The following is a 24,023-nucleotide window of genomic DNA, read 5'->3' as shown; positions in this document are numbered from 1 at the left end:
CTTTAGCTACTCTTTATTGTCTCGGGACGTTGGTTGCGGCGTTGGCGGTATCCGGCTGTGCCTCGCTGCCGACCAGCGGACCAACCGCGCATGAAGTCCTGCGCGGCACGCAGGACAATCGCAACGCGATCGGCATGCGGATCGTCGACATCGATTCGACGATCGCCGCAAAGGCGGTGCAGTCGAGCGATATGACGACGGCCCGGCTCGCGACGCTGGCACCCTTGAGCCCGAACCAGTCCACCGGGATCGTAGGCGTCGGGGATCAGCTGGACATCGCGGTGTTCGAAATCGGAATTACGCTGTTCGGGGGCGCGCGCCCTGTCGGCAGCGATTTCGATCCCTCCTCGCAGGTTCAGCGTTTTCCGACGGTGACGGTGGACGAGGCGGGCAAGATCCGCCTCCCTTATGCCGGGACGATCGGCGTTGCGGGGCATACGCCCAGCGAAATCGCGGTTGCGATCGAGCGGGCCTATAAGGCGAAATCACAGAACCCGCAGGTTCTGGTGACGATCCACGGAAATGTCAGCGAGACGGTGTTCGTGTCCGGCGACGTGCGCCGATCGGGCCGGATCGAGGTCACCGGGCAACGCGAACGGCTGCTGGATATCATCGCCAATGCCGGCGGGACCGTTGCGCAGACGCAGGATATGGTGGTGCGCGTGACGCGCGGCGGCGAACAGGTGGAGGAGCGGCTCGATCGGGTCCGCGTCGGGGCGCCCGACGATCTCGTCCTGACCCCCGGGGATCGCGTGGAGCTCATTCGCCGGCCGCAGACGTTCATCGTGCTGGGTGCCACGAGCCGCGTCGCGCAGATCCCGTTCGATCAGAGCGACCTGACCCTCGCCGAAGCGGTTGCGCGCGCGGGCGGGCCGAATGACGCGATCGCGAATCCGCGTGCGGTTTTCCTGTTCCGGTACGAAGCGGCGCCGACGGCCGGCCAACCCGCCCAGCCCGTGATCTATCGCCTCGATATGATCAATCCGGCGAGCTATTTCATCGCCCAGCGTTTCCCGATGCATGACAAGGACGTCCTGTACGTCAGCACGGCGGCGGTTAACCGGACGGCGAAGTTCGTCGCGATCATCAACCAGTTGTTCTCGCCGTTCGTGGCCGCCCGCACGATCAGCGGGAACTGACGCGACGCTCCGGCGGCATCGGCGCAGCCGCGGGTCAGCCCGCGCTGCGCCAGTGCCACTGTGGTGCGCGGACATAGTCCAGCCCGATCGTGTCCCCGGGCTGCAGGATGACGCCCGTGCCTGGGGACAACGCGGCAGGCTCCGCTGAACCCATCCGGATCCCATCGATCAGAACGGAGTGGACCAGCCCGCCCCACATCAGCACCTGCACCGGCTGCCCCGAGCGATTGCGCACTATCGCCCCGGAAGGGGGCAGTGCTGGCGTCGCGATGCCGTGCCGATTGTGGATGCGAATGCCTTCGCATGCGTCCGGATCGACGATCGCGGCGGTCGGCATGGCAAAGTTGTTGGCGGTAAATTCAATCCACTGCGCGCGGTTGCAACCGATGCTCCGGATCGCCGCGGTCCGGATTTCGGAAAACTGGCAGCCGATCACCGCATGGGCGCCGGACGTCGCCACGTCATTGCCAAAAGCAACGTCGGTGTTCTCGAACGTGAACCCCTGAACGGTAATCCCGAAATTGACGCCGTCGCGGATCGCGAAGCCGGTCGCCGCATTCGACGCGGCCCCGCCGGCAAACGTCATGCACTCGACCTGCCGGCACTCGATCGCGGTCCCGTGATTGTGTCCCCGCCCGTCGGCATAGGCATTGGCCTTCAGCCCGATCGCCACGCTGCCCGGTGCCAGATAGTTGAGCCGCAGGGCCGTGACCGCGCCCTGGTTGAAGCTGTTGTCGACGGCGACGTCGCGGATTCGCAGCATGTTGACCGGATCCGCAAAATCATCACGACCGATCGAGACCAGCGGGCCGGCAAGCGCGCCGACGAAGCCAAGCCCCTCCAGGACGGGATCGAACCAGTCGGTGGCCGCGACGAAGCGCAATCCGCCCGATCGGCCCTCGACCTGCAGGATCGACTGGCCAGGCCCTGCCAGCCCGACGAATGCGACGGCATGCGGCGCGCCGCGCACCGGTCGGGTCAGGTCCAGGGTGATCGGTCGGCCATCGTCCGACAGCGGGAACACGCCGGCAGGTACCAACACGGGGGATCCATCGTCGCGGCAGGCGGCCACGCACGCGCGCAACGCGCGCAGGTTGACCGGGCCGGAGGCATCCGGCCGGGCGCCGAAGGCTTCGATCGAGCGGCCCGAACGAATGATCGCCGCGCTGCCGTCCGCTACCGTTGCGGACGCCCGCGCCGGCGCCGTGGCCAGCGTGGCGGACAGGATGGGCCCAGCACCCGCCGCCGCAAGCAGGGATCGCCGGTTCCACATCGCGCGCTACGCCGCCCTGTTCACGTCAGCGAACGATACCGCACGATCGCAGCCTCGACATCCTCGAACATCTCGATGCGCCCACCATGCAGCACCGCGCCCATGTCGGTGAACTGGCGGATCGTGTCGACGTTGTGCGACACCAGGATGATGTCGGCGTAAGCGGTCCGTTCGGCGAATGCGGCGAGCGCCTTTTCCCGGAAATTTCCATCGCCGACCTCGGTGATTTCGTCGATCAGGTAGATATCGAAATCGATGCCTAGGCAGGCACCGAAGGCGATCTTGGCCAACATGCCCGAGGAATAGGTCTTGGTCTGGTTGTCGAACTGCCGGCCCAGTTCGGAAAAGTCCTGGACCGCATCGGCCAGGAACCGGCGGTCGACGCCGTAGATGTCCGCAAGGAACGCGACATTGTCGCGCCCCGACAGGTCGGGATGGAAGATCGTGGCCAGGCCGAGCGGAAAGGATACCTGCCGATCGCGCCGCACTTCGCCGCTGTCGGGCATTTCCGTTCCCGAGATCAGCCGGATCAGGGTCGACTTGCCAGCCCCGTTCAGGCCCAGCACGCCGACGTTGCGTCCGGTCGGGAAGACGACGTTCGCCTTGTCGAGCACGACGTTGCGGCCCCCGCCGCGTGGATGGTAGATCTTGGTGACGCGGTCGAGTTCGATCATTCGACGTCCAGCATGCGCCGACGCATCACCCGTTCCAGGATCAGCGCGAGCGTGACGGCGCCAATCGCAAAGCCGGCCAGATAGCCGACGCTGAGCCATTCGGGCGCGGGTTCATGGAAATAGTGGAAGCGCACGAGTTCGATGCCCTGCAGGACCGGGTTCCAAACCAGGATGTCGCGGATCCAGATCGGCATCATGCGCGGGACGTAGAAGGTGCCGGACGAGAAGTAGATGATCGATGCCAGCGCCCCCCAGATCCGTTCCCACCCTGGAAAGACCGAAACGATCGCGGCGCTGATCATGCCGACCCCCAGCGCTGCGACCCACAGCAACAGCAGCGCGCCCACGACCGCGAGCGGCTCGAGCGGCATCGCGTCCATGCCGACGATGAGGAAAGCGCTCAGGAAGATCGTCGCGACGATCAGTTCGGTCAACGCCTCGAGGATCGCGCGTGCGGCGAAGATGTCGAGAATGCGGACTCGGGGAATCTGCAGCAGTGGCCGGTTTTCGGGGACCGAGCCGATCAGATGACCCGCGGTGTGCGTGAAGATGTGATACGGAATGATGCCGGTGAAATAGAACACCGCGAAGCTCTGCCCCATCGGGGGCAGGCCGCCATGGTTGAGCATGCCGATCAGGAAGATCATGATGCCGATATGCGCCAGCGGTTCGAACAGCACCCAGAGGTAGCCGGCGCGCGACCGTCCGAAACGCGTCTTCAGTTCGCGGCGGAAAAGCGCCGAGCAGCTTCGCAGGAAACTCGCCGGACGGATGCGACCCTGGGTCGGGGCGCGGGCCGGCCGGTCCGGCGCCGGTGCCCAGGTCGGCTTGCTGTTGATCAGGCGCGCGTAGAGATGCTTGCTGATCACCGTTTCGTAGACCGACAGGAAGTCGATATCGTCGGGCGCCATCTGGACGAGCCGGGCACCGACCGTGATCGCGCGATCATAGCGACCGGCGGCGGTATAGGTCGCAAAGACGCCGCGCAGCCAGGCTTCGTCATCGGGGGCGCCGTCGGGGTCGGAATCCGTCAACGTGTCGAGAAAGGCTGCCGCATCGCTGTGCCGGGCAAGCTGTCCGAGCACGGCGACGGCATGACGCAGATAGCCCCGCTCGGCTGGCGCAAGCGCGATCGCGCGTTCGATCGCCACGAACGACTCTTCGAAGCGTTTCCCTTGCGCCAGCGCAACGCTGCGCAGGAACCACAGTTCGGCATCGTCGTGGTCGGGGAGATCGGACAGCAGGTCGAACGCGGCCGCATCCTGCCCATTGGCGAGGAACGCGTGCGCCATGCCGAAGCGGATCGCAGGGTCGTCCGGATGAAGGCGCAGGACGCGCCGCTGGACCAGACCGACGAGGCGGGGGCGTTCGAGCTGCATCGTCGCGGCGAACACCGCGTGCAACAGCGGCCCGCTCACCGCGCCGTGGCGGAGCGCGGGCATCGCGGCGCCAACCGCCGCGCGTGCCTGGCCCAATTGCATCAGCGCCTGGACCAGCGCCGTCCTGTAGACGGCATTGTCCGGGGCGCCGCTTACCGCCGCCTGCAGGTGCACCTCGCCGAGCTCGGGTTCGTGCGCGCCGAGATACTCGAAGCCGAGGAACGCGTGCTGTTCCGCTTCCAGCGGCGCGATCGCGGACTGGCGGTGCAGGGTCGCAATCGCCGCCCGCTGGTCGCCAGCGGCTGCCTGCAGCAGCGCGAGTTGCGCCAGCAAGTCCTTCTGCTCGCCGATTTGCGCAAGCGCGGCCTCGAGGGTGGCGCGCGCCTGCTGGTGCTCGCCTGCCGCCATGTGACGCAGTGCCGCGGCCAGCGCCTCCTCGGCCGCGGCGCGGCGGGTGGCTTCGATCAGCTCCTGGCTCGGCATGTGTCGCGTTGCTCCCCGCCGGAGTGCTTCACAGGAAGTCCTCGAGCACCATTCGGCTGTCGGAAATCCGCTGCTGCCGGTCGACGTCGGCGCTCACCATGTCGGTGACGAGCTGCTCGAAATTGCGCTCGTGCTTCCAGCCCAATTTGGTTTGCGCCTTGGTGGGGTCGCCCAGCAGCAGATCGACTTCGGCCGGCCGGAAATATTCCGGATCGACCATCACCAGCATCTCGCCCGTGGTGGCGCACAGCCCGACTTCGTCGACGCCTTCGCCCTCCCAACGGATCGTCCGGTCGATATGCCCGAACGCGACCTCGACGAATTCGCGCACGCTGTGCATCTCGCCCGTCGCGAGCACATAGTCGTCGGGTTCCTCCTGCTGCAGGATCAGGTGCATTCCCCGGACGTAATCGCGCGCGTCCCCCCAGTCGCGTCGCGCCTCCAGATTGCCGAGCCGCAGCGTTTGCTTGTGACCGGCTTTGATCTGCGCGACGGTCTTGCTGATCTTGCGCGTGACGAACAATTCGCCGCGCAACTGGCCTTCGTGGTTGAACAGAATGCCGTTGGACGCGTGCATGCCGTAAGCTTCGCGGTAGTTCACGGTGATCCAATACCCGTACAACTTGGCGACGCCATAGGGGCTGCGCGGGTGGAAGGGCGTGGTTTCGGTCTGCGGCGTTTCCTGCACCTTGCCGTACAGTTCGGACGTCGATGCCTGATAGAAGCGCGCATGATCGTTCAGTCCGGCGGTGCGGATCGCTTCCAGCAGGCGCAGGACGCCGATGCCGTCGGCATTGGCGGTATATTCCGGCGTTTCGAAACTGACCGCGACATGGCTCTGCGCGGCGAGATTGTAGATTTCGGTCGGGCGAACCTGGGCGATGATCCTGACCATCGACGAAAAGTCCGTGATGTCGCCATAATGAAGCTTCAGCCGCCCGTTCGCCATGTTCCCGCCGAGGAGCTTGGACAGACGATGAACGTTCGGGGCGGAGGACCGCCGGATGATGCCATGGACGGCATATCCTTGGTCGATCAGCAGCCGCGCGAGATACGCGCCGTCCTGCCCCGTGACACCGGTGATGAGAGCAACCTTAGACATGCGGATTCTTCTCTGCAACGTGCTGGAAATGGTCGAGCTGTGCCTTGATGCTACCGGCGATGTTGTAGCGGGCATAGGCCTGGTCGCGGGCCTCGCGCATCGTCGAGCGTTCGGGCTGCGCCGCTGCGTGCTGGACCTTCTGCGCGAGTTCGACATAGTTGCCGATGTCGAAGCCCAGAAACGTATCGCCGAAATAGCGGCGTGTTTCGGCAAACGAATGGTTGTTGGCGCATACCAGCTTGGCACCGGCTTCCATGCCCAGCACGATGACGCCGGACATGCTCTGTCCGACCTCGATATACGGCAGGACGACGGCGTCCGACAGGCGCAACGCCTCGATGAATTCGGCATCGGGCAGGTTGCCGACGAAGCGGACCCTCGCCGAAAGGCGTGGGGGCGGCGAAACGGTGGCGGGCACGGGCATCACGCGGCCGGCCTCGTCCAGGGATTCGATCGGTTTGCCGACCGCCCTGACCCGGCTGTCGCCGCGCTCGCGCGCGTCCACGGACGAGACGACCTCGTCGACCAGCTTGATGAGCTTGTCGATGAACGGATGCACCGCCGAATGGGCCTGTATCGACTGCGGATGGTGACTGCCGAAGAACACCAGCTTATATTCCGGCGGCAATTCGAGCAGCGCCTGCACGGCCGTCTCGATCCCCTTATATTCGGAGATGTAGCCGAACAGGCCGACGATCTTGTCGTGCGGACCGAAGCCGTTCCGTTCGTGAAAGCTCGCCATGTCCGATTGCGCCCAGGCGGCGTCACGCTCCTCGGGGGTCAGGAAGGCGAGCGGATAGTCGAAGCAATGGGGCATCTGATAGATGTCGGTGATGATCCGACGCTCACGCTTGGTATGGACCTTGATCCACGCGTTCTTGTGCTTCGCTTCCCGGCCGACCTGTTCGATGATCCCGCGATAGAGATCCACGTACCGCTTGGAGCCGGCCCGGCGCTTCCACGGCTTGAACGAACGCGCCCGGATGGCGAGCCACGCGGCATGCCACCGCGACGTCGAATCCACGTCGACGCGATGCATCGTCAGGATCAGGTTTGGCGCCGCTTCGATCAGCCAGCCGATCCGGCGGCGGACGTCCGCGACGGTCCGGCCGAACAGCCCGGCTTCGAACTGGATGTTGACGTAATCATAGGTCCGCAACGTCGCGGCCATCGCCCGGATATGGGCGTCACCGGCGCGCGTGAACGCGCTGCCCTTGCGTTGGAGAAGGAAGAGATCGAGCGGCAGAACGTCAACGTCGACGAACTCGCTAAAGCCCGTTTTCAGAACGTGGGTATAGGACGCGTTGCCGCAATTTTCGTTATAAGTACTGACAATGGCTAAGCGTGCCATGTGTAAAGTCTCCGATTTCTATCGTCGGCGATGCATGTCTGCCGGTCGGCGTCAGTAGCTTGCGCCGGACGCCGCAGTGGGACCTCTTCAGACACGCAATTCATCGAAGTTTGATCTTACCCAGTCAATCGTCGCCGCCAGGCCGCTCTCGATCGAATGGGCCGCCTGGAAGTCGATACCCTTTATCCGGCCGACGTCATAGGACCGTCGTAATTGACCGAGCGGCTTGTCCGGATTCCAGCGATACGCGACGTCGGGATAGAAAGCCGCAATCGCCGTCACGAGTTCGCTGATGGTGCACGGCGTTCCGGACGCGAGGTTGTAGCTGCCGTCACCCTGCTCCATCATCAGCGCAAGCCCGGCAGCCGCGTCTGCGGCATATAGGAAGTCGCGCTGGGGCGATCCGTCGCCCCAGATCTCGACGACCCCGCCGTCGCGACGGGCGCATTCGAACTTCATCAGCAGCGACGGGATGACATGCCCGTACTCGACGTTGAAGCGGTCATGCGGGCCGTAGAGATTGGTCGAGATCGCATAAGCGAAGCGTGTTCCGAACTGTCGCCGATAGCTTTCGAGCTGGACGAGCAGGCCGCGCTTGGCGAAGGCATAGGCATATTCCGAGGCATGCGGCTCGCCGGTGAGCGCGTCGCTTTCGCGCATCGGCTGCTGCAAGCCATCGGCGTAGACGGCGGCGGTCCCCATTGCGACGATCTTCTCGACGCCGATCTGGCGCGACGCCTCGACCACGTGGAGATTGAGCAACGTGTTGCGCCGGAAGGCATCGCCGGGGAACGCCGTGTTGCCGCCGATGCCGAACACGGCGCCCGCCAGATGATAGACGAAGCGGGGCCGCTCGCGCTCGAACGCCGCGCGGCAGACGTGCCAGTCCTCGAGGTCGCCGTCGGCCCGCCCGCGCAGGACGCGCACATCCGCGCCCCGGGCGACCAGCAGCGCCTCGAGCGCAGCGCCGGCCACGCCACTACCCCCCGTTACCAGGATGTCGGCCACTTAAACCCTCTCTCGGTAGGATTTCAGAACGAGGGTCGCGATGATCCATGCGCACATCGCGAAGGCCAGGAACGTGGCGATCGCGATCGCGATGCGCGGCGAGTCCGGTTCCTGGGGCAGGGTGGGACCGAAAATGGTGTCCAGGTACAACTGCTGTTGCGCCGCCAGGGCTTCCTGCTTTTCCAGCGATGCCATCGCCAGTTCGTAGCGTTTCTGGGCAAAGTCCTGTTCGACCTGCAACTGCTGGAACGCGTTGAGCGCACCCGAAAGGTTGCCGCCGCTGCCCTGGTCGCCCGTCGAGTGCGCCTGCAACGCGGCGAGCGCGGCGCGCAGCGATGCGATCCGTTTCCGGAATGTCGGCAGGGCGGGCGAGCCGGGCGAGTAGCTTTCGCGCAGCGCCAGTTCGGTCTGCGCCTTGACGATCTCCCCCTGCAGCGTCGTCTGCTGTTCCATGTTCGCCCGTGCGGCGAGCTGTGGATCGAGCATGCCGCGCTGGTTGCGCAGGCCCTGGAACTGGGCGTTGATCCGCCGCAGCGCGATACCGGCGTCGGCCGCCGACTTGCGCGAGTAAGCCACCAGATCGCGGCGCGACCGCGCCGTCATCGTGTTGATCAGCTGTTCCGATGCCGCCAGCACCGCCTGCGACAGCCGCAGCGTGGTGGCTGGATCATAGGCGCGGACCCTCACCACCACCGTATTGGTGGTGTTCTCGTAATAGGCGTCGATCCGGTTCTGCCAATAGCGGGCCAACGCCTCCGGCGACGCATTGGACGACAGGCGCGAGGTGGGGTCGATATTGGGCGCGGAATACAGCTGGCGCAGGTTCAGCCGGCGGTCGAGATCCTTCACGCCGGATCCACTCTCCAGATACTGGATGATGGCGTAGCTGTCGGCTGCGTTGACCGAGGGCAGGCCGATTCCGGTAATCTGCGGGAAGGCGGAGTTGCCGCCTTCCTGCGCGTTCCGCACGATCACGCGGAACTCACAGAGATAAGACGGCGTCTGCACGAACAGCATGTAGGCAGTAAACAACAGGGTCGGGATCAGGACGATCGCCAACCACAGTCTGAACGGCGTAGTATGGCGTGACAAGTTTCTGACATGGTACGACGGCCGCGTCGGACGAGATAGATCCCGCACCGTATCGAAATGACCCTCGTGCGTATGATCCGGCGAGGGATCCTTCAATGTTCAATCCCTTTGGTCACCAAGGTTGCGGCGGAGCCTATGCGTCAGAACCGCGGGGCTTGCAACGGATAGCTATGTGCGGATCGGGCGGGGATCGTGCGGCTATTGGCGGTCGCGGGGAAGCCGGGATGGGCTGGCACGCCCGACGTCCGCGAGCGGAGCGGCCGGCATCTCGAGCGGGGTCGGAGAAGGGCAGGTGCCGGCTGTACGGGCGCGGCGACCACCGGGTTTCATGCTGTGTCGCATCTGTGTCGGCATGTTGATCGTCCACGATCTTCAGGCGCGTTCCTTGTGGATTTCGTGTCGGAATTGTCGTCGCCGCAACAGGCTAGTGCAATCGCCCAACGGATGCGTTAGCACGCCCCAAACCAACGGGGGATCAACGAATGGTAGCGCACAGAGCGGGTATTCTAGAGTCTTTAGCGCAGCTCGTTAACATGCAAGGCTATGGCCTGGAGGTCTCTCCCTACTTTCAGCCTGTTCTTGGCAAGGACGCGTACAACGTCCGATATACTGACTGTATCGACAATGAAACGATCGTTCAGAAGGCGTCGCAAAATCCGGGTTTGAACGGGGCGGTCGTGCCCAAGATCGACTTCGTATGGCAGCCGGGCAAGACCCTGAAGCAGTGCATGAACGATCATGAAAGTTTCGACTTCGTGATCGCGTCGCATGTCATGGAGCATGTTCCCAATACCCTGGGATGGCTGAATGAGATCCTTGAGACGCTGAAGGTCGGTGGACGGGTCGCGCTGTTCCTGCCGAACAGGAAGTTCAACAACGACTTCCACCGTAAGGATACCGATTTCGCGCAACTGTTGCAGTGGTGGATCGAGCAGCCAATCGTGCCAACGGTCGGTCAGGTTCTCGACTTCATGTCAAACTCGCTGTCCATAACGGCTGAAGACATTGTCGACTGGACTAAGCCCGAAGATGTGGTTCGGCTGAAGCCGCATTATTCCAGGAGCGATATCATCAGTACGGGGGTCGCCTTGTACAATGACAGCCCCTACATCGATGCACACTGCACGGTATGGACGCCCGAATCCTTCCGGTCCGTGTTCCGCGAAGTCGAAAGCGCGGGGTTGATCGGCGCGAAGGTCATCGACGTGGTCGACGACACTGTCGAGTTTCTCGTGGTCCTGGAAAAGACCGGGGATCCCGCGCTGACCCCACCCGCCAAGAAGAGCAGTGGCGTCGGGCATTCGACCGGCTCGGTCAATCTCGAGGGGATCGAGCATCGGCTCGGCGTCATGCATCACGACCTGAGTTTCCTGATCGATCGCGTGCACGAGGCGGCAGGGTCGACCTACCGGCAGGAGGGCCTGATGCAGGCCGCCGCGCAAGCCCAGGAGCAACACCGCCGAAGAGGCTGGTTTGCGCGGTTGTTCCAGTAAGAGCGGGGGTGCTTGGGGTCAAACGGCGTCCATGCTGCGGCGGGGCGTGCGTTTGACCCGCTCGTCCTGTCCGGCGGGCACGGGGCTGGAATCACACCACCCGGTTCGCCACCAGATCGTCCACCACCGCAGGATCCGCCAGCGTGCTCGTGTCGCCGAGGCTCGACACGTCCCCCTCGGCGATCTTGCGGAGGATGCGGCGCATGATCTTGCCGCTGCGCGTCTTGGGCAGGCCCGGCGCGAACTGCAGCTTGTCGGGCGTCGCGATCGGCCCGATCTCCTTGCGGACCCAGCCGATCAGTTCGCGGTGGAGGTCGCCCGACGGATCGATGTCCGAGTTGAGCGTGACATAGGCGTAGATGCCCTGGCCCTTGATGTCATGCGGCATGCCGACGACCGCCGCCTCCGCCACGTGCGGGTGAAGCACCAGCGCGGACTCGACCTCGGCGGTCCCCATGCGGTGGCCGCTGACGTTGATGACGTCGTCGACCCGGCCGGTGATCCACCAATAGCCATCGCCGTCGCGCCGCGCGCCGTCGCCGGTGAAATATTTGCCCGGATAGGTCGAGAAATAGGCCTGGAAGAACCGGTCCGCATCCCCCCACAGCCCGCGCATCTGGCCGGGCCAGCTGCGCGCGATGACGAGGTTGCCTTCGGTCGCGCCGGCCAGCACCTTGCCTTCGGGGTCGACCAGCTGGGGTTCGATCCCGGGCAGGGGCGTGGTCGCCGAGCCTGGCTTCAGGTCGGTCGCTCCGGGCAGCGGCGCGATCATCGCGCCGCCGGTCTCGGTCTGCCACCAGGTGTCGATGATCGGGCAGCGCCCCTCGCCGACGATGTGGTGCAGCCAGCGCCACGCTTCGGGGTTGATCGGCTCGCCGACGGTGCCGAACAGCTTGAGCGATGAGCGGTCGGTCGCGGTGACGAAGCCGTCGCCATCCTTCATCAGCGCGCGCAGCGCGGTCGGCGCGAGGTACAGCGTGTTGACCTTGTGGCGGTCGACCACCTGCCAGATCCGGCTCGCGTCGGGCCAGTTGGGCAGGCCCTCGTACATGAGCGTCGTCGCGCCGTTCGCGAGCGGGCCGTAGAGGATGTAGGTGTGGCCGGTCACCCAGCCGATATCGGCGGCGCACCACCAGACGTCGCCGGGACGGTAATCGAACGCAAGCGCGTGCGTCAGGCTCGCCCACACCAGGTAACCGCCGGTGGTATGGAGCACGCCCTTGGGCTTGCCGGTGCTGCCCGAAGTGTAGAGCAGGAACAGCGGGTCTTCCGCGCCCATCGGTTCGGGATCACAGGTCGCGGGAACGTCCGCGGCGGCCTCGTGATACCAGACGTCGCGCCCGTCCTGCCATGCAACCGCGCCGCCGGTCGCGCGGACGACGAGGACTGTGGCGAGTCCCGGCGCCTGCGCCGCGGCGGCATCGACATTGGCTTTCAGCGGGATCGTCTTGCCGCCGCGCCGCCCTTCGTCGGCCGTGACGACGATCGTCGAGCCGCAATCGGCGATCCGCCCCGCGAGCGCCTCGGGCGAGAAGCCGCCGAACACGACGGAATGGACCGCGCCGATCCGCGCGCACGCCAGCACCGCGAACGCCGCTTCCGGGATCATCGGCATGTAGATCGTGACGCGGTCGCCCTTGGCGACGCCTTGCGCCTTCAGCACGTTGGCGAAGCGGCAGACTTCGGCATGAAGCTGACCGAAGGTGAAGTGTCGGGCGTCCTCGTTCGGCAGGTCGGGTTCCCAGATCAGCGCGACGTCGTTCGCGCGCTTCGCGAGATGGCGGTCGAGGCAATTCGCCGCGACGTTGAGCGTGCCGTCGGCGAACCAGTTGATGTGAAAATCCTGTTCATCGAACGACCAGTCGCCCGCCATGGCGGGGCGCTTGATCCAGTCCAGCCGGTTCGCCTGTTCCAGCCAGAAACGGTCGGGGTTGGCGAGGCTGCTGCCATAAAGCGCGGCATAGCCGGCGGCATCCACGCGCGCGTGCGCGGCCCATGCGGCGGGGACGGGATAGAGGTCTGGATCGGACATGCACGCTCTCCTGCGGGGCGCTATCTGCCGGGGGAGGCGGGGGCTTGGCAAGGCGGGCTGTTGCGTTCCTGCCTGAAAACGCGAAAAGAACCCGCAAACGCGTGTTCAAGCCGATCCTTAGGAGTTGCCATGTCCTCGACCCTCGCCGAACTGGAACGCAAGCGCGCCGCGGCGCGGCTGGGCGGAGGCGAAAAACGCATCGCCGCGCAGCACGCCAAGGGCAAGCTGACCGCGCGCGAACGGCTCGAGGTGCTGCTCGACGAAGGCTCGTTCGAGGAACTCGACATGTACGTCGAGCATAATTGCGTCGATTTCGGGATGCAGGACCAGATCGTTCCGGGCGACGGCGTCGTCACCGGATCAGGGACGATCAATGGTCGGCTGGTGTTCGTCTTCTCGCAGGATTTCACCGTGTTCGGCGGGTCGCTGTCCGAGCGCCATGCGCAGAAGATCTGCAAGATCATGGACATGGCCCTCAAGGTCGGCGCGCCGGTGATCGGGCTCAACGATTCAGGGGGCGCGCGCATCCAGGAGGGCGTCGCGTCGCTCGGCGGCTATGCCGAGGTGTTCCAGCGCAACGTGCTCGCGAGCGGCGTCGTGCCGCAGATCTCGCTGATCATGGGGCCATGCGCTGGCGGCGCGGTCTATTCGCCTGCGATGACCGACTTCATCTTCATGGTGAAGGATTCGTCCTACATGTTCGTGACCGGCCCCGATGTGGTGAAGACCGTCACCAACGAGATCGTCACGCAGGAAGAACTCGGCGGCGCGGTCACGCACACGACCAAGTCGGGCGTCGCCGACGTCGCGTTCGAGAACGATATCGAGGCGCTGCTCGCCGCGCGCGACTTCGTCGACTTCCTTCCCGCGTCGAACCGCGAGGGGTCGCCCGAGCGACCGTCGTCCGACCCGTGGGACCGGCTCGAGGAGTCGCTCGACACGCTGGTGCCCGCCTCCGCCAACCAGCCGTACGACATGCACGAGCTGATCCGGAAGACCGTCGATGAAGGCGACTTCTTCGAGATCCAGCCGACCCATGCCGCCAACATCATCACCGGCTTCGGGCGGATCGAGGGGCGCACCGTCGGCTTCGTCGCGAACCAGCCGATGGTGCTCGCCGGGTGCCTCGACATCAATTCGTCCAAGAAGGCCGCGCGCTTCGTGCGATTCTGCGATGCGTTCGAAATCCCGATCGTCACCTTCGTCGACGTGCCGGGCTTCCTGCCGGGGACCGCGCAGGAATTGAACGGGATCATCAAGCATGGCGCGAAACTGCTGTTCGCTTATGCCGAGGCGACCGTGCCGAAGATCACCGTGATCACGCGGAAAGCTTATGGCGGCGCGTATGACGTGATGGCGTCCAAGCATTTGCGCGGCGACCTCAACTATGCCTGGCCGACCGCCGAGATCGCGGTGATGGGCGCGAAGGGCGCGGTCGAGATCATCTTCCGCGGTCGCACGCCTGAGGAAATCGCGGAGCAGACCGCACAGTATGAGGCACGCTTTGCCAATCCCTTCGTCGCCGCGAGCAAGGGGTTCATCGACGAGGTGATCCAGCCGCACTCGACTCGCCGCCGGATCGCGCTCGGCCTGCGCAAGCTGCGCGGTAAGCAGCTCGAGAATCCGTGGAAGAAGCACGACAACATTCCGTTGTGAGTCCCTTCCGGCACCTCACCTTGCAACCGCCCGGGCGCACCTTATAATGAGGTTATAAGGAGTCGCCCCATGCAGACCGCACGCGTGACGTTCTTGACGACGCCAGACGATAAGGCAGCGCTCGACGCCTATGCGGCGCGGACCGGGCATTCGGTCGGGCATGTACTGCGCGAGGCATCGAGCCGATACATTGCCGAGGGTGCGGACCGCGAAGATGCCGACCTCGCGGCGCTGGTCAGCGAAGTCAATGTGGCGATGCCGCGGATGGCCGCCGCGATCGATCGCATGATCGAGACGCTCGACGCGACCCATGACGAGGTCGATCGGACCTTGCGCGCCGCTGGCATCCGCACGTGAGTTCGCTGGGGGACGCGCTGGAGGCGATCCGCAACGTCGTGCTGATGCAGGAACGTCTGGAAGTGATGGACCGAAAAGTCGATCGGCTCGCGTCAGACGTGAAGGGCCTGAGCGATTATGCCGCGATGATCGACAAGCGCGTCGTCCGGATCGAGACGATGATCGAGATGGGTGCGCGGAGCAGCGCGCAGCCACGGATCGAAGGCTGACGCTGATACCGTTGCGCCAACCGCTGTTTTGCCTTTCGGCGCGGGCGCAATCTGATAGCTAGGTTTCGGTGGCGCCGCCCTGCACGTGGCAGCCGACAATCCCACCACCCCCGGTTGCGGCGATCCCCGTGGATCACGATTTCGCACCTGGGCACAGCGTCGTGCCGGAGTTGACCCGTGGCTACTGATACCCCTCTCGATCGTTTCAAGGCCGTGCTTGGCGGGACCGCGCGTGCGCTCGCGGACGAACCCGAGATCGAGCTCGCTTACACTGCCGACGCGCCGACCCAGTCGGGCAAGCACATCAAGGTGCCGATGCCCGCGCGGAGCCTGCCCCCTGAGCAGGTCGCCGAGGCGCGCGGGTTCGCCGACGGGTTCGCGCTCCGGCTGCGGCACCACAATGCCGCGATCCATACCCGCCATGCCCCGGGCGATGCGGTCGCGCGCGCGGTGTTCGATTCGGTCGAGAATGCGCGGGTCGAGGCGCTCGGCAGCCGTGGCTATGCCGGGATCACCGCGAATCTCGGCCGGGCGCTCGAGACCCGCCTGCGCGCCGACCCGATCACGCGCGCGCGCAACCGCGACGAGGTGCCGTTGTCGACTGCGTTGTCGCTGCTCGTGCGCGAGCGGCTGACCGGGGCGCCCCCGCCCGCCGCGGCAGAGCCCGGGCTGGAACTCGTGCGCGACTGGATCGAGCAGAAGGCGGGCACGGACCTCGACGGGCTTGCGCTCGCGATCGACGACCAGCGCGCGTTCGCGGGGCTCGTGACTCGCGTGCTCGAAGACCTCGAGCTGGTCGAGGGAGACATGCTGCCCGATGAATCCGACGAGGGCGGCAACGAGGACGAAGGCACCGAGGAACAACAGCAGGAAGACGAGAGCCAGGACGGCGACGACCAGGGCGAGGAAGGCCAGGGCGAGATCGAGGCGCGCGGGTCCGAGCAGGATTCCGAGGCCGAGGACGGCGAAGGCCAGGAGCAGGGCGACGATACGTTCGACGACATGGACGGCGAGCCTGGCGACGATGGCGAGGAGGGGATGCTTCCGGTCCGCCCGAACCGCCCCGCGCAGGATTTCGCGCCGCAGTTCGAATATAAGGCGTGGACCACCGCCTATGACGAAGTGATCGCCGCGACCGACCTGTGCGACGCGGACGAACTCGTGCGGTTGCGGTCGTACCTCGACCAGCAGCTCGTCCATCTGCAGGGCGCGGTGACCAAGCTCGCCAACCGGCTCCAGCGCCGGCTGATGGCGCAGCAGAACCGCAGCTGGGATTTCGACCAGGAGGAGGGCATTCTCGATGCGGCGCGGCTCGCGCGGATCGTGGTCAACCCGACGCTGTCCTTGAGCTACAAGATCGAGCGCGAGACCGACTTCCGCGATACCGTCGTCACGCTGCTGATCGACAATAGCGGATCGATGCGCGGCCGTCCGATCTCTATCGCGGCGATCAGCGCGGACATCCTCGCGCGCACGCTCGAACGCTGCGGGGTCAAGACCGAGATCCTCGGCTTCACCACGCGCGCGTGGAAGGGTGGGCAATCGCGCGAGACGTGGCTGGCGGCGGGGCGTCCGCCGCAGCCGGGGCGGCTCAACGACGTGCGGCACATCGTCTACAAGAAGGCGGACGAGCCGTGGCGGCGCGCGCGCAACTCGCTCGGGCTGATGATGCGCGAGGGGCTGCTCAAGGAGAATATCGACGGCGAGGCACTGCTGTGGGCGCATTCGCGGCTGATCGCGCGGCCTGAGGAGCGCAAGATCCTGATGGTCATCTCGGACGGCGCGCCGGTCGATGATTCGACGCTGTCGGTCAATTCGGGGTCGTATCTCGAACGGCATCTGCGGCAGGTGATCGGCTGGATCGAGGCCAAGTCGCCGGTCGAGCTCGCCGCGATCGGGATCGGGCATGACGTGACGCGCTATTACGCGCGCGCGGTGACGATCATGGATGCCGAGCAACTGGGGGGCACGCTGATCGAGCAGCTCGCCGCGTTGTTCGATACGCAGTAAGGCTAGCGTTTCTTCAAAGCTGCGATATATTGATGAGATAGCACAACTTTTTATGATTCTAGAGTAACCCGGGGGCGGTAGGCCATGCACAAAAATAGCGGCCGGCTCCGGTATCTCGACGGGTTTCGCGGTCTGGCGATCCTACTCGTGGTCTTTTATCACTACTGCGGACCGGTTTATTCCGGCCTCGTGCGATATAATGCCGGGGTTTTGTCGCCCATCGTCGCGCATGGATGGGTTGGTGTCCAATTGTTCTTCATGATCTCGGGGTTCGTCATTCTGATGACCCTCGAGAAATGTAGCGCGTTCGGAACATTTCTCTATCGAAGGTGGCTCAGGCTTTTCCCCGTGATGCTGATCGCAACCGCTGTGGTTTTTCTGTTCAACGCAACGACAGACCTGCCGGGGCCACATGTGACGCACCAATGGTTTAATATCATACCTGGTTTGACCTTCATCACGCCATCAATTCTGCATGCAGTGAGTCATGTCGATTTTAAGTCGATGGATGCGGTGTTCTGGACCCTCTACACGGAGGCCGGTTTTTACGTCGTATTTGGAATATGCTACTTCAAGTTTGATTGGAGGGTGGCGACTGCGGTTCTGGTGGTACTTGCCCTTGTCACGACCTTTGGACGGCCCGTTCTGACTATGCTCGGCGTCCCGCCCCTTCTGACCCGTGGCATTGAGCCGCTCGAATGGTTGAACATGCAACTCTACAGCTGGTTAGCGAGCGGAGCCATGTTCTGGAAGGCGCGCGAGAATGATGATCTGCGCCTCTTTGCCAAGGCTGTCTTGCTCGCGATCGGCACGGCGCTGATCCAGGTGAACACGATACCGCTCCAATGGTCGGATCGGGCGGCTTTGATACTTGTCGCTCTCGCCTTCACGGCAGCGCAGGTTTCGCCAGCGCTGCAGGTGATGCTGGACAGTCCGATACCCGCTTTCTTCGGCTATATCAGTTATCCCCTTTATCTGCTGCACAACGAGATTGGGGTTTCGATAATTACCTACGGAAATGCGGCGAGCAGCCCCTTGTCGCCGATAGTCGTCGTTGGCGGCACCTTTCTTGCCGCGACTGTGTTTGCGTGGCTCGTTACCGTCTATGGCGAGGGGCCGGTTAGACGTGGCATAACGACCGCAATTGCGCGGCTGTCACTGGTGCCGTTGACTGGCAGGCCGGTCGAAACGCGGTAGTCCGTTGGTACAGGAAGGCCATTGGGGTCGCTGGCGGGTCCGAGACATATGGCTGAAAACATGCAAATCATGCCCCCTCCAGGCGGCTTTGTCGGCCCCGTCAAACGGTCGGTGACAATTGCGGGACATGCGACTTCGATCAGTCTCGAACCGATCTTCTGGCGCGCGCTGGACGATGCCGCGCGGGTGCGCGGGCTGCCGCTCAATGCCGTGATCGCGCAAGTGGATGCGCTGCGGATCATGGCGGACGATCCACCGAATCTGGCGAGTGCGCTGCGGAGTTGGGTGGTTTCGGAGCGCATCGCGATCCTGGAAGTTTGTGAGCGTTTGTAGTCTTCGGCTGACCGTGGCGCAAAGCCGACTCCTGCAGGCACGCAAATGAGAGTAATTCTCAATAGCGTTGACAATGCGAGTGACTCGCAATAGCGAGACCCCAACGAATGGGGAAATTTCATGTCACGTCTCGTCGCCGCAAAGCCTGCCTACCTCGCCTTGTCCTGTGTCGGTGCCTTTGCGAGCCTGCCCGCCTTCGCCAACGATGCGCCCCCGCCACCGCCCCCGGCGAACGACGAGGACCCCGACCATAAACTCGACATCGTCGTCCACGGCCAGCGCGAGCCGCGCCGCGATCCGAAGCTCGTCGCGCCGCTGGTCGACACGCCCAAGTCGATCGTCGTGCTCGACAAATCGGTGATCCAGCAAACCGGATCGACCTCACTCCAGGATGCGCTCCGCACCGTTCCCGGCATCACCTTCGGCGCGGCGGAAGGCGGCAATCCGATCGGCGACCGCCCGTTCATCCGCGGCTTCGATAGCCAGGGCAGCGTCTATGTCGACGGCGTGCGCGACCTGTCGTCGCAGACGCGGGAAGTGTTCGCGGTGGACTCGATCCAGATCGTGCGCGGGTCGGATTCGACGCTCGGCGGGCGCGGCAATGCGGGCGGATCGCTCAACATCCTGTCGCGCCTGCCGCAACTTCGCACCTTCGGCACGGCGAGCGCGAGCTATGGCAATGGCGACTTCAAACGCGTCACCGGCGACGTCAACGTCCAGCTGGGCGACACCGCCGCCTTCCGGCTCCAGGGGGTGTGGCACGACCAGAAGTTCGCCGACCGCGATTCGATCTATGCGAAGCGCTGGGGGTTCGCGCCCAGTGTCACGCTCGGCCTCGGTACGCCCACGCGGCTGACCGCAAGCTATTATTACCTCGAAAGCCACGAGTTGCCGGACAGCGGCATCCCGTACCAATATGTCTGCTCGGCGACCACCTGCGCGCTGCCGGCGGGGAACGTCTTCACCACCCCCGCGATCGGCACGATCACCACGCGCGGCGGTCAGACGGGGACGGTCAAGCGCTCGGCCTTCTACGGCCTGGAGGATCGCGACTTCCGCGACGCGACGACCAACCAGGCGATGCTGCGGGTCGAGCATGATTTCGGCGGTATCACGCTGCGCAACACTGCGCGCTATGCGCACAGCGACCAGGCGTACATCTTCACGCTGCCCGACGACAGCCAGGGCAACGTCTTCGGCACCGCGACGACCAACCCGACGGGCGCGGCGGGTGCGCGCGGCGACGTGCTGACCGGCGGCTATGTCTGGCGGCGCGGCAACACGCGTTACAGCTATACCGAAAGCCTGATCGACCAGACCGACCTCAGCGGCACCGTCTCCACCGGCGGGATCAAGCACAGTTTCGCGGTCGGCACCGAGCTCGCCTGGGAAAAGACGCGTCGCGGCATCTTCGTCTCCGCCAACGGATCGACGATCAGCCCGCGCTGCAACAGCGCGACGATCGCGCGCTATTATTGCGCCAGCCTGTTCGCTCCCAACCCGTCAGACCCCTGGGTGAATTACGCCAGCGACACGTCGAGCGTGGCCACCGCGATCGTGCGGGGTGCCGCCAATACCGAAACGCAGAACGATGCCACCACGGTCTCGGTCTACGGGTTCGATTCGGTCACGCTGCTGCCGCAGCTGATCCTTAACCTTGGCGCGCGCTACGACCGGTTCAAGTCGACCGTCACTCTGCCCTTCGCCGCTGGATCGACCGCCACGCGGCTGTCGCGCACCGACACGCTGTTCAACTGGCAGGCCGGGCTGGTGTTCAAGCCGACCAGCGAGACTAGCCTCTACGCAAGCTACGCCACCGCCGCGACGCCGCCCAACGCGCTGCTCGGTGAAGGGCGCGAGGACAATGCGCTGCCGACCACCAACAGCGCGGCCAATCTCGCGATCCTCGACAGTCTCAAGGTCCAGAAGACCAAATCCTACGAGGTCGGCGCCAAGGGGAGCCTGTTCCACGAGAAGCTCCAGCTCGGGCTGGCGGTGTTCCAGACCGACATCACCAACGCGCGCGTCCAGATCGACGCGAACACGGTCGGCTTCCTCGGCCGCACCCGCATTCGCGGGGTGGAACTGACCGCGAGCGGGACGATCCTGCCCGGCTGGACGGTGTTCGGCGGCTATACCTATCTCGACCCAAAGATGGTCGACGGCGGCAACAGTGCGCTGACCGTCGCGGCCAATGGCCCGGCGCCGGCGCAGACGGTCTACGTCCCCTCGGTCAACACCGGCCGACAGGTCCCGCAGACCGCCAAGCAGAGCTTCACCGCGACGACCAATTACGAGCTTTTGAAGGGGCTGCAGATCGGCGGCAGCGCGATCTACATGGGCCGGCAATATGGCGGCTATGCCGACAATCGCGCCGCGACCCAGACGAGCGCGGGGGTCGTGACGATCACGCCCGCGACCACCATCCTGTCGCGCGGGATCCCGGATTACTGGCGCTTCGATGCGCGCGCGAGCTATGCGATCACCCCCAATGTGGAGATCAGCGTCAACGCGCAGAACCTCACCAACACGGTCTATTTCACCCAGACCTTCACCGCGCATTACGCGGCGATCGCCCCCGGGCGGACGGTGTTCGGCACGGTGACGGCCAAGTTCTGATGCTGACACCGGAGCAACTGGCGGCGCTGTCGCCGGAGCAGATCGCCGCGCACCTCTCGGGTCCACCCGAGCACCGCGCCGCCTTCGTCCGCGCGGCGGCGGACGCGGGAATGGCGGATGCGCAGGCCGTCTATGGTCAGATGCTGCTCGACGGCACGGGCGTGCCGCGCGACGCGACCGCCGCCCTCGGCTGGTTCGTGCGCGCGGCGGCGCAGCATCATGTGATGGCGATCAACATGGTCGGGCGCTGCTATGACCTCGGCTGGGGCACCAGGCCCGACAAGGCGCGCGCCGCGGCGTGCTACCGGATCGCCGCCGAGGCCGGACTCGATTGGGGCATGTACAATTACGCGACGTTGCTCGCACTCGGGCATGGCGTGGACGAGGACCGGGTGGCGGCGCTCGGCTGGTTCCGCAAGGCCGCCGCGCTCGGCAACGCGAAGGCGATCAACTTCATCGGCAGCTTTCATGAGGATGGCTGGGTCGTCCCGCGCGATCTCAAGGCGGCGGCGCAATGCTATGCGCGCGCGGCGCAGGGCGGGGACTTCCGCGGCGCGTTCAACCATGCGCGGATGCTCGGCCGGACCGGCCAGGTCGAGGAGGGGCTTGGCTGGCTCCGACGGGCGGGCGCAAGTGCGACCCCGGCCTTCGTCGAGAAGGCCGCAGCCTGGCTCGCCGCCTGCGACGTCGCGGCGTTCCGCGCGCGCGGGGTCCAGGCGATCCGGAGTGCCACATGCTGACGGTCATTCCCGACCTGCTGTCGGCGGAGCAGGTCGCCGCCTTGCGCGCCGATCTCGATGCCGCCGACTGGATAGACGGCAATGCGACCTCGGGCGCGCAATCCGCGCTTGCCAAACGCAACACGCAATTGCCCGAGGACAGCGCGGTGGCGCGCGCGGGCGGCAGCCTGGTGCTCGATGCGCTCGCCGCGTCGCCGCTGTTCGTGGCGAGTGCGCTACCGCTCAAGGTCTTCCCACCGCTGTTCAACCGCTACGCCGAGGGCGATGCGTTCGGCGCGCATGTCGACACCGCGATCCGCATCCGGCGCGGGAGCGACTTCCGCATCCGCAGCGACCTGTCGGCGACGCTGTTCCTGTCCGATCCCGACAGCTACGACGGGGGCGAGCTCGTCATCGCGACGCAGTTCGGCGAACAGCGCGTCAAGCTGCCGGCGGGGCAGCTCGTGCTGTATCCCGCGTCCAGCGTCCATCACGTCACGCCCGTAACGCGCGGCACGCGGGTCGCGTCGTTCTTCTGGCTCCAGTCGATGGTCCGCGACGATGGCGCGCGCGCGCTGCTGTTCGAACAGGATACCGCGATCCAGTCGATCGCGGCCCGGCTCGGCAGCGACGATCCCGAGATCGTCCGGCTGACGGGCGTCTATCACAATCTTTTGCGCCGCTGGGCGGAGGTCTGATGTCCAAGATTGCACTCCGCAACGTCTGGTTCCAGCTCCACAAATGGATCGGGCTGCTGCTCGCGATCCTGATCATCCCGCTCTCGCTCAGTGGCGCGGTGCTGGTGTGGGACGAGGCGGTCGATCACGTCCTCAACCCGGCGCGCTATGCGACGACCGGCACGACCACGCTCGACCCGCAACGCTATGTCGCGGCGGCGCGGGCGACTCTGAAGCCCGGCGAACGGATCGCCAGCCTTGCGCTGCCTGAGGGGGAAGGGCCGGTCCAGGTGATGGCGATCACCCCGCCCGATCCCGCACGCCGCGGCCCGCCGCTTCGCACGACGGTCTATCTCGATCCGCCGACTGCGAAAATCCTCGCGGTCGGCACCAGCGCGCGTGGCGTGCTGCGCGTGCTCCACAATCTCCACGGCAATCTGCTGGTTCCCGGGGTCGGGCGGCAGATCGTCGGGTGGATCGGCGTCGCGATGCTGCTGTCGAGCGTTTCGGGCCTGTGGCTATGGTGGCCGACGGTCGGGCGCTGGGCGCGCGGGCTGCGCTGGCGGCGGCATCGCAACACCGACACAAACCTGCACCACCTGTTCGGCTTCTGGATCGCGCTGCCGTTGTTCATGCTGTCGCTGACGGGGGTGTGGATCGCGTTTCCGCAGGTGTTTGCCGGGATCGGCGGTGGCGGCACTGGCCCCGGCGCGCGGGGGGCGGGCGGCCCCGGCGCGCGACCGCTGGTGCTGGAACGCCCGTCGCTTGCGCTCGACGCGGTCCTCAGCCGGGCCGGATCGGTGACGCCAGGAAACATCGCGCGGGTCGAATGGCCGACCGATCGCAAGCCCGAATGGAAGGTCCAGTTCGCCGGATCGACCCCCGCTGCTGTCACCGTCACCGTCGACGACGCGACCGGTCGCGCCAAGCCCGCACGCCCCGAACGCGAAACGCTCGCGCGGACGATGCGGCGGTTGCACGACGGGACGCGGATGGGGTTCGTCTGGCAGCTGCTGGTGTTTCTGGGCGGGATCCTGCCCGCGGTGCTTGCGGTCACCGGCATCATCATGTGGTGGCGCGCCCGCGGGTGGAAAGCCGCGCTGAAGGCAAAGCAGCGCGCGCGGGTCGCGGCGTAGGGGACTCCTTCTCTTTGAAGCTTTCGCCACCGCCGGCCGTCGTTTCGATCGGTCTCCAACATCCGTCATCCTGAACTTGTTTCA

General features: G+C 65.3%; 20 protein-coding genes. 12 read left to right on the top strand and 8 right to left on the bottom strand.

Going from position 1 to position 24,023, the window contains the following annotated elements; translation table 11 throughout:
* Positions 1-41 precede the first annotated feature (41 nt).
* Entirely contained in the window at positions 42-1,139 is a 1,098-nt protein-coding gene (locus tag L8K25_RS14325; protein ID WP_242139667.1) for a polysaccharide biosynthesis/export family protein, read from the top strand.
* A 34-nt stretch (positions 1,140-1,173) separates the two neighbouring features.
* On the opposite strand, the gene L8K25_RS14320 is transcribed toward L8K25_RS14325, so the two are convergent.
* From L8K25_RS14320 to L8K25_RS14290, 7 genes are all read right to left on the bottom strand, one after another.
* Positions 1,174-2,412 carry a hypothetical protein gene (locus L8K25_RS14320; protein WP_242139666.1) on the bottom strand — a complete coding sequence of 413 codons (1,239 nt, stop codon included), beginning with the start codon at positions 2,410-2,412 and terminating at the stop codon, positions 1,174-1,176.
* 20 nt (positions 2,413-2,432) lie between these two features.
* The gene (locus L8K25_RS14315; protein ID WP_242139665.1) at positions 2,433-3,086 is read right to left on the bottom strand and encodes an ATP-binding cassette domain-containing protein; all 654 of its coding nucleotides are present in this window, start codon (positions 3,084-3,086) and stop codon (positions 2,433-2,435) included.
* Entirely contained in the window at positions 3,083-4,948 is a 1,866-nt protein-coding gene (locus L8K25_RS14310) for an ABC transporter permease (RefSeq protein ID WP_242139664.1), read from the bottom strand. The genes L8K25_RS14315 and L8K25_RS14310 overlap by 4 nt, the downstream gene beginning before the upstream one ends.
* A 28-nt stretch (positions 4,949-4,976) precedes the next feature.
* Positions 4,977-6,050: a GDP-mannose 4,6-dehydratase gene (gmd, locus tag L8K25_RS14305; RefSeq protein WP_242139663.1), complete on the bottom strand. Its 1,074-nt coding sequence runs from the start codon at positions 6,048-6,050 to the stop codon at positions 4,977-4,979.
* Entirely contained in the window at positions 6,043-7,401 is a 1,359-nt protein-coding gene (locus L8K25_RS14300) for a hypothetical protein (protein ID WP_242139662.1), read from the bottom strand. Before L8K25_RS14300 ends, gmd begins: the two co-directional genes overlap by 8 nt.
* 87 nt (positions 7,402-7,488) lie before the next feature.
* Positions 7,489-8,409 (bottom strand): NAD-dependent epimerase/dehydratase family protein, encoded by a 921-nt coding sequence (locus L8K25_RS14295; RefSeq protein WP_242139661.1) that lies wholly within the window; start codon positions 8,407-8,409, stop codon positions 7,489-7,491.
* Positions 8,410-9,468 carry a hypothetical protein gene (locus L8K25_RS14290; RefSeq protein ID WP_242139660.1) on the bottom strand — a complete coding sequence of 353 codons (1,059 nt, stop codon included), beginning with the start codon at positions 9,466-9,468 and terminating at the stop codon, positions 8,410-8,412.
* Between the two features lie 515 nt (positions 9,469-9,983).
* On the opposite strand from L8K25_RS14290, the gene L8K25_RS14285 reads away from it, so the two are divergent.
* A complete protein-coding gene (locus tag L8K25_RS14285; RefSeq protein WP_347341156.1) occupies positions 9,984-10,994 on the top strand; it encodes a methyltransferase domain-containing protein in 1,011 nt (336 codons plus the stop codon).
* A gap of 91 nt (positions 10,995-11,085) precedes the next feature.
* Here L8K25_RS14285 and acs read toward each other — a convergent pair whose 3' ends face one another.
* Positions 11,086-13,026, bottom strand: a complete 1,941-nt coding sequence (gene acs, locus L8K25_RS14280; RefSeq protein WP_242139658.1) for an acetate--CoA ligase — start codon at positions 13,024-13,026, stop codon at positions 11,086-11,088.
* Between the two features lie 129 nt (positions 13,027-13,155).
* Between acs and L8K25_RS14275 the strand changes: the two genes are divergently transcribed.
* The 10 genes from L8K25_RS14275 to L8K25_RS14230 all read left to right on the top strand — a co-directional run bounded on the left by L8K25_RS14275 (position 13,156) and on the right by L8K25_RS14230 (position 23,939).
* On the top strand, positions 13,156-14,682 hold the full coding sequence (locus L8K25_RS14275; protein ID WP_242139657.1) for an acyl-CoA carboxylase subunit beta: 1,527 nt from the start codon (positions 13,156-13,158) through the stop codon (positions 14,680-14,682).
* A 69-nt stretch (positions 14,683-14,751) separates the two neighbouring features.
* Positions 14,752-15,039, top strand: coding sequence for a hypothetical protein (locus tag L8K25_RS14270; RefSeq protein ID WP_131530556.1), 288 nt, complete (start codon positions 14,752-14,754; stop codon positions 15,037-15,039).
* Positions 15,036-15,248, top strand: a complete 213-nt coding sequence (locus L8K25_RS14265) for a hypothetical protein (protein ID WP_242139656.1) — start codon at positions 15,036-15,038, stop codon at positions 15,246-15,248. Before L8K25_RS14270 ends, L8K25_RS14265 begins: the two co-directional genes overlap by 4 nt.
* A 177-nt stretch (positions 15,249-15,425) precedes the next feature.
* Positions 15,426-17,258, top strand: coding sequence for a cobaltochelatase subunit CobT (cobT, locus tag L8K25_RS14260; protein WP_242139655.1), 1,833 nt, complete (start codon positions 15,426-15,428; stop codon positions 17,256-17,258).
* 84 nt (positions 17,259-17,342) lie between these two features.
* On the top strand, positions 17,343-18,455 hold the full coding sequence (locus tag L8K25_RS14255; protein ID WP_242139654.1) for an acyltransferase: 1,113 nt from the start codon (positions 17,343-17,345) through the stop codon (positions 18,453-18,455).
* A gap of 48 nt (positions 18,456-18,503) precedes the next feature.
* Positions 18,504-18,788 (top strand): ribbon-helix-helix domain-containing protein, encoded by a 285-nt coding sequence (locus L8K25_RS14250; RefSeq protein ID WP_242139653.1) that lies wholly within the window; start codon positions 18,504-18,506, stop codon positions 18,786-18,788.
* A gap of 120 nt (positions 18,789-18,908) precedes the next feature.
* Positions 18,909-21,407, top strand: coding sequence for a TonB-dependent receptor (locus L8K25_RS14245; protein WP_242139652.1), 2,499 nt, complete (start codon positions 18,909-18,911; stop codon positions 21,405-21,407).
* Entirely contained in the window at positions 21,407-22,147 is a 741-nt protein-coding gene (locus L8K25_RS14240) for a tetratricopeptide repeat protein (RefSeq protein ID WP_242139651.1), read from the top strand. The genes L8K25_RS14245 and L8K25_RS14240 overlap by 1 nt, the downstream gene beginning before the upstream one ends.
* Positions 22,141-22,824 (top strand): Fe2+-dependent dioxygenase, encoded by a 684-nt coding sequence (locus L8K25_RS14235; RefSeq protein ID WP_242139650.1) that lies wholly within the window; start codon positions 22,141-22,143, stop codon positions 22,822-22,824. The genes L8K25_RS14240 and L8K25_RS14235 overlap by 7 nt, the downstream gene beginning before the upstream one ends.
* A complete protein-coding gene (locus L8K25_RS14230; RefSeq protein WP_242139649.1) occupies positions 22,824-23,939 on the top strand; it encodes a PepSY-associated TM helix domain-containing protein in 1,116 nt (371 codons plus the stop codon). The genes L8K25_RS14235 and L8K25_RS14230 overlap by 1 nt, the downstream gene beginning before the upstream one ends.
* The last annotated feature ends 84 nt before the right edge of the window (positions 23,940-24,023 follow it).

This window comes from Sphingomonas sp. TREG-RG-20F-R18-01, from assembly GCF_022662475.1.
Classification (GTDB): Bacteria; Pseudomonadota; Alphaproteobacteria; order Sphingomonadales; family Sphingomonadaceae; genus Sphingomonas.
Note: the sequence above shows the minus strand (reverse complement) of the source record. Positions and strands in the feature narration are given on the sequence as shown.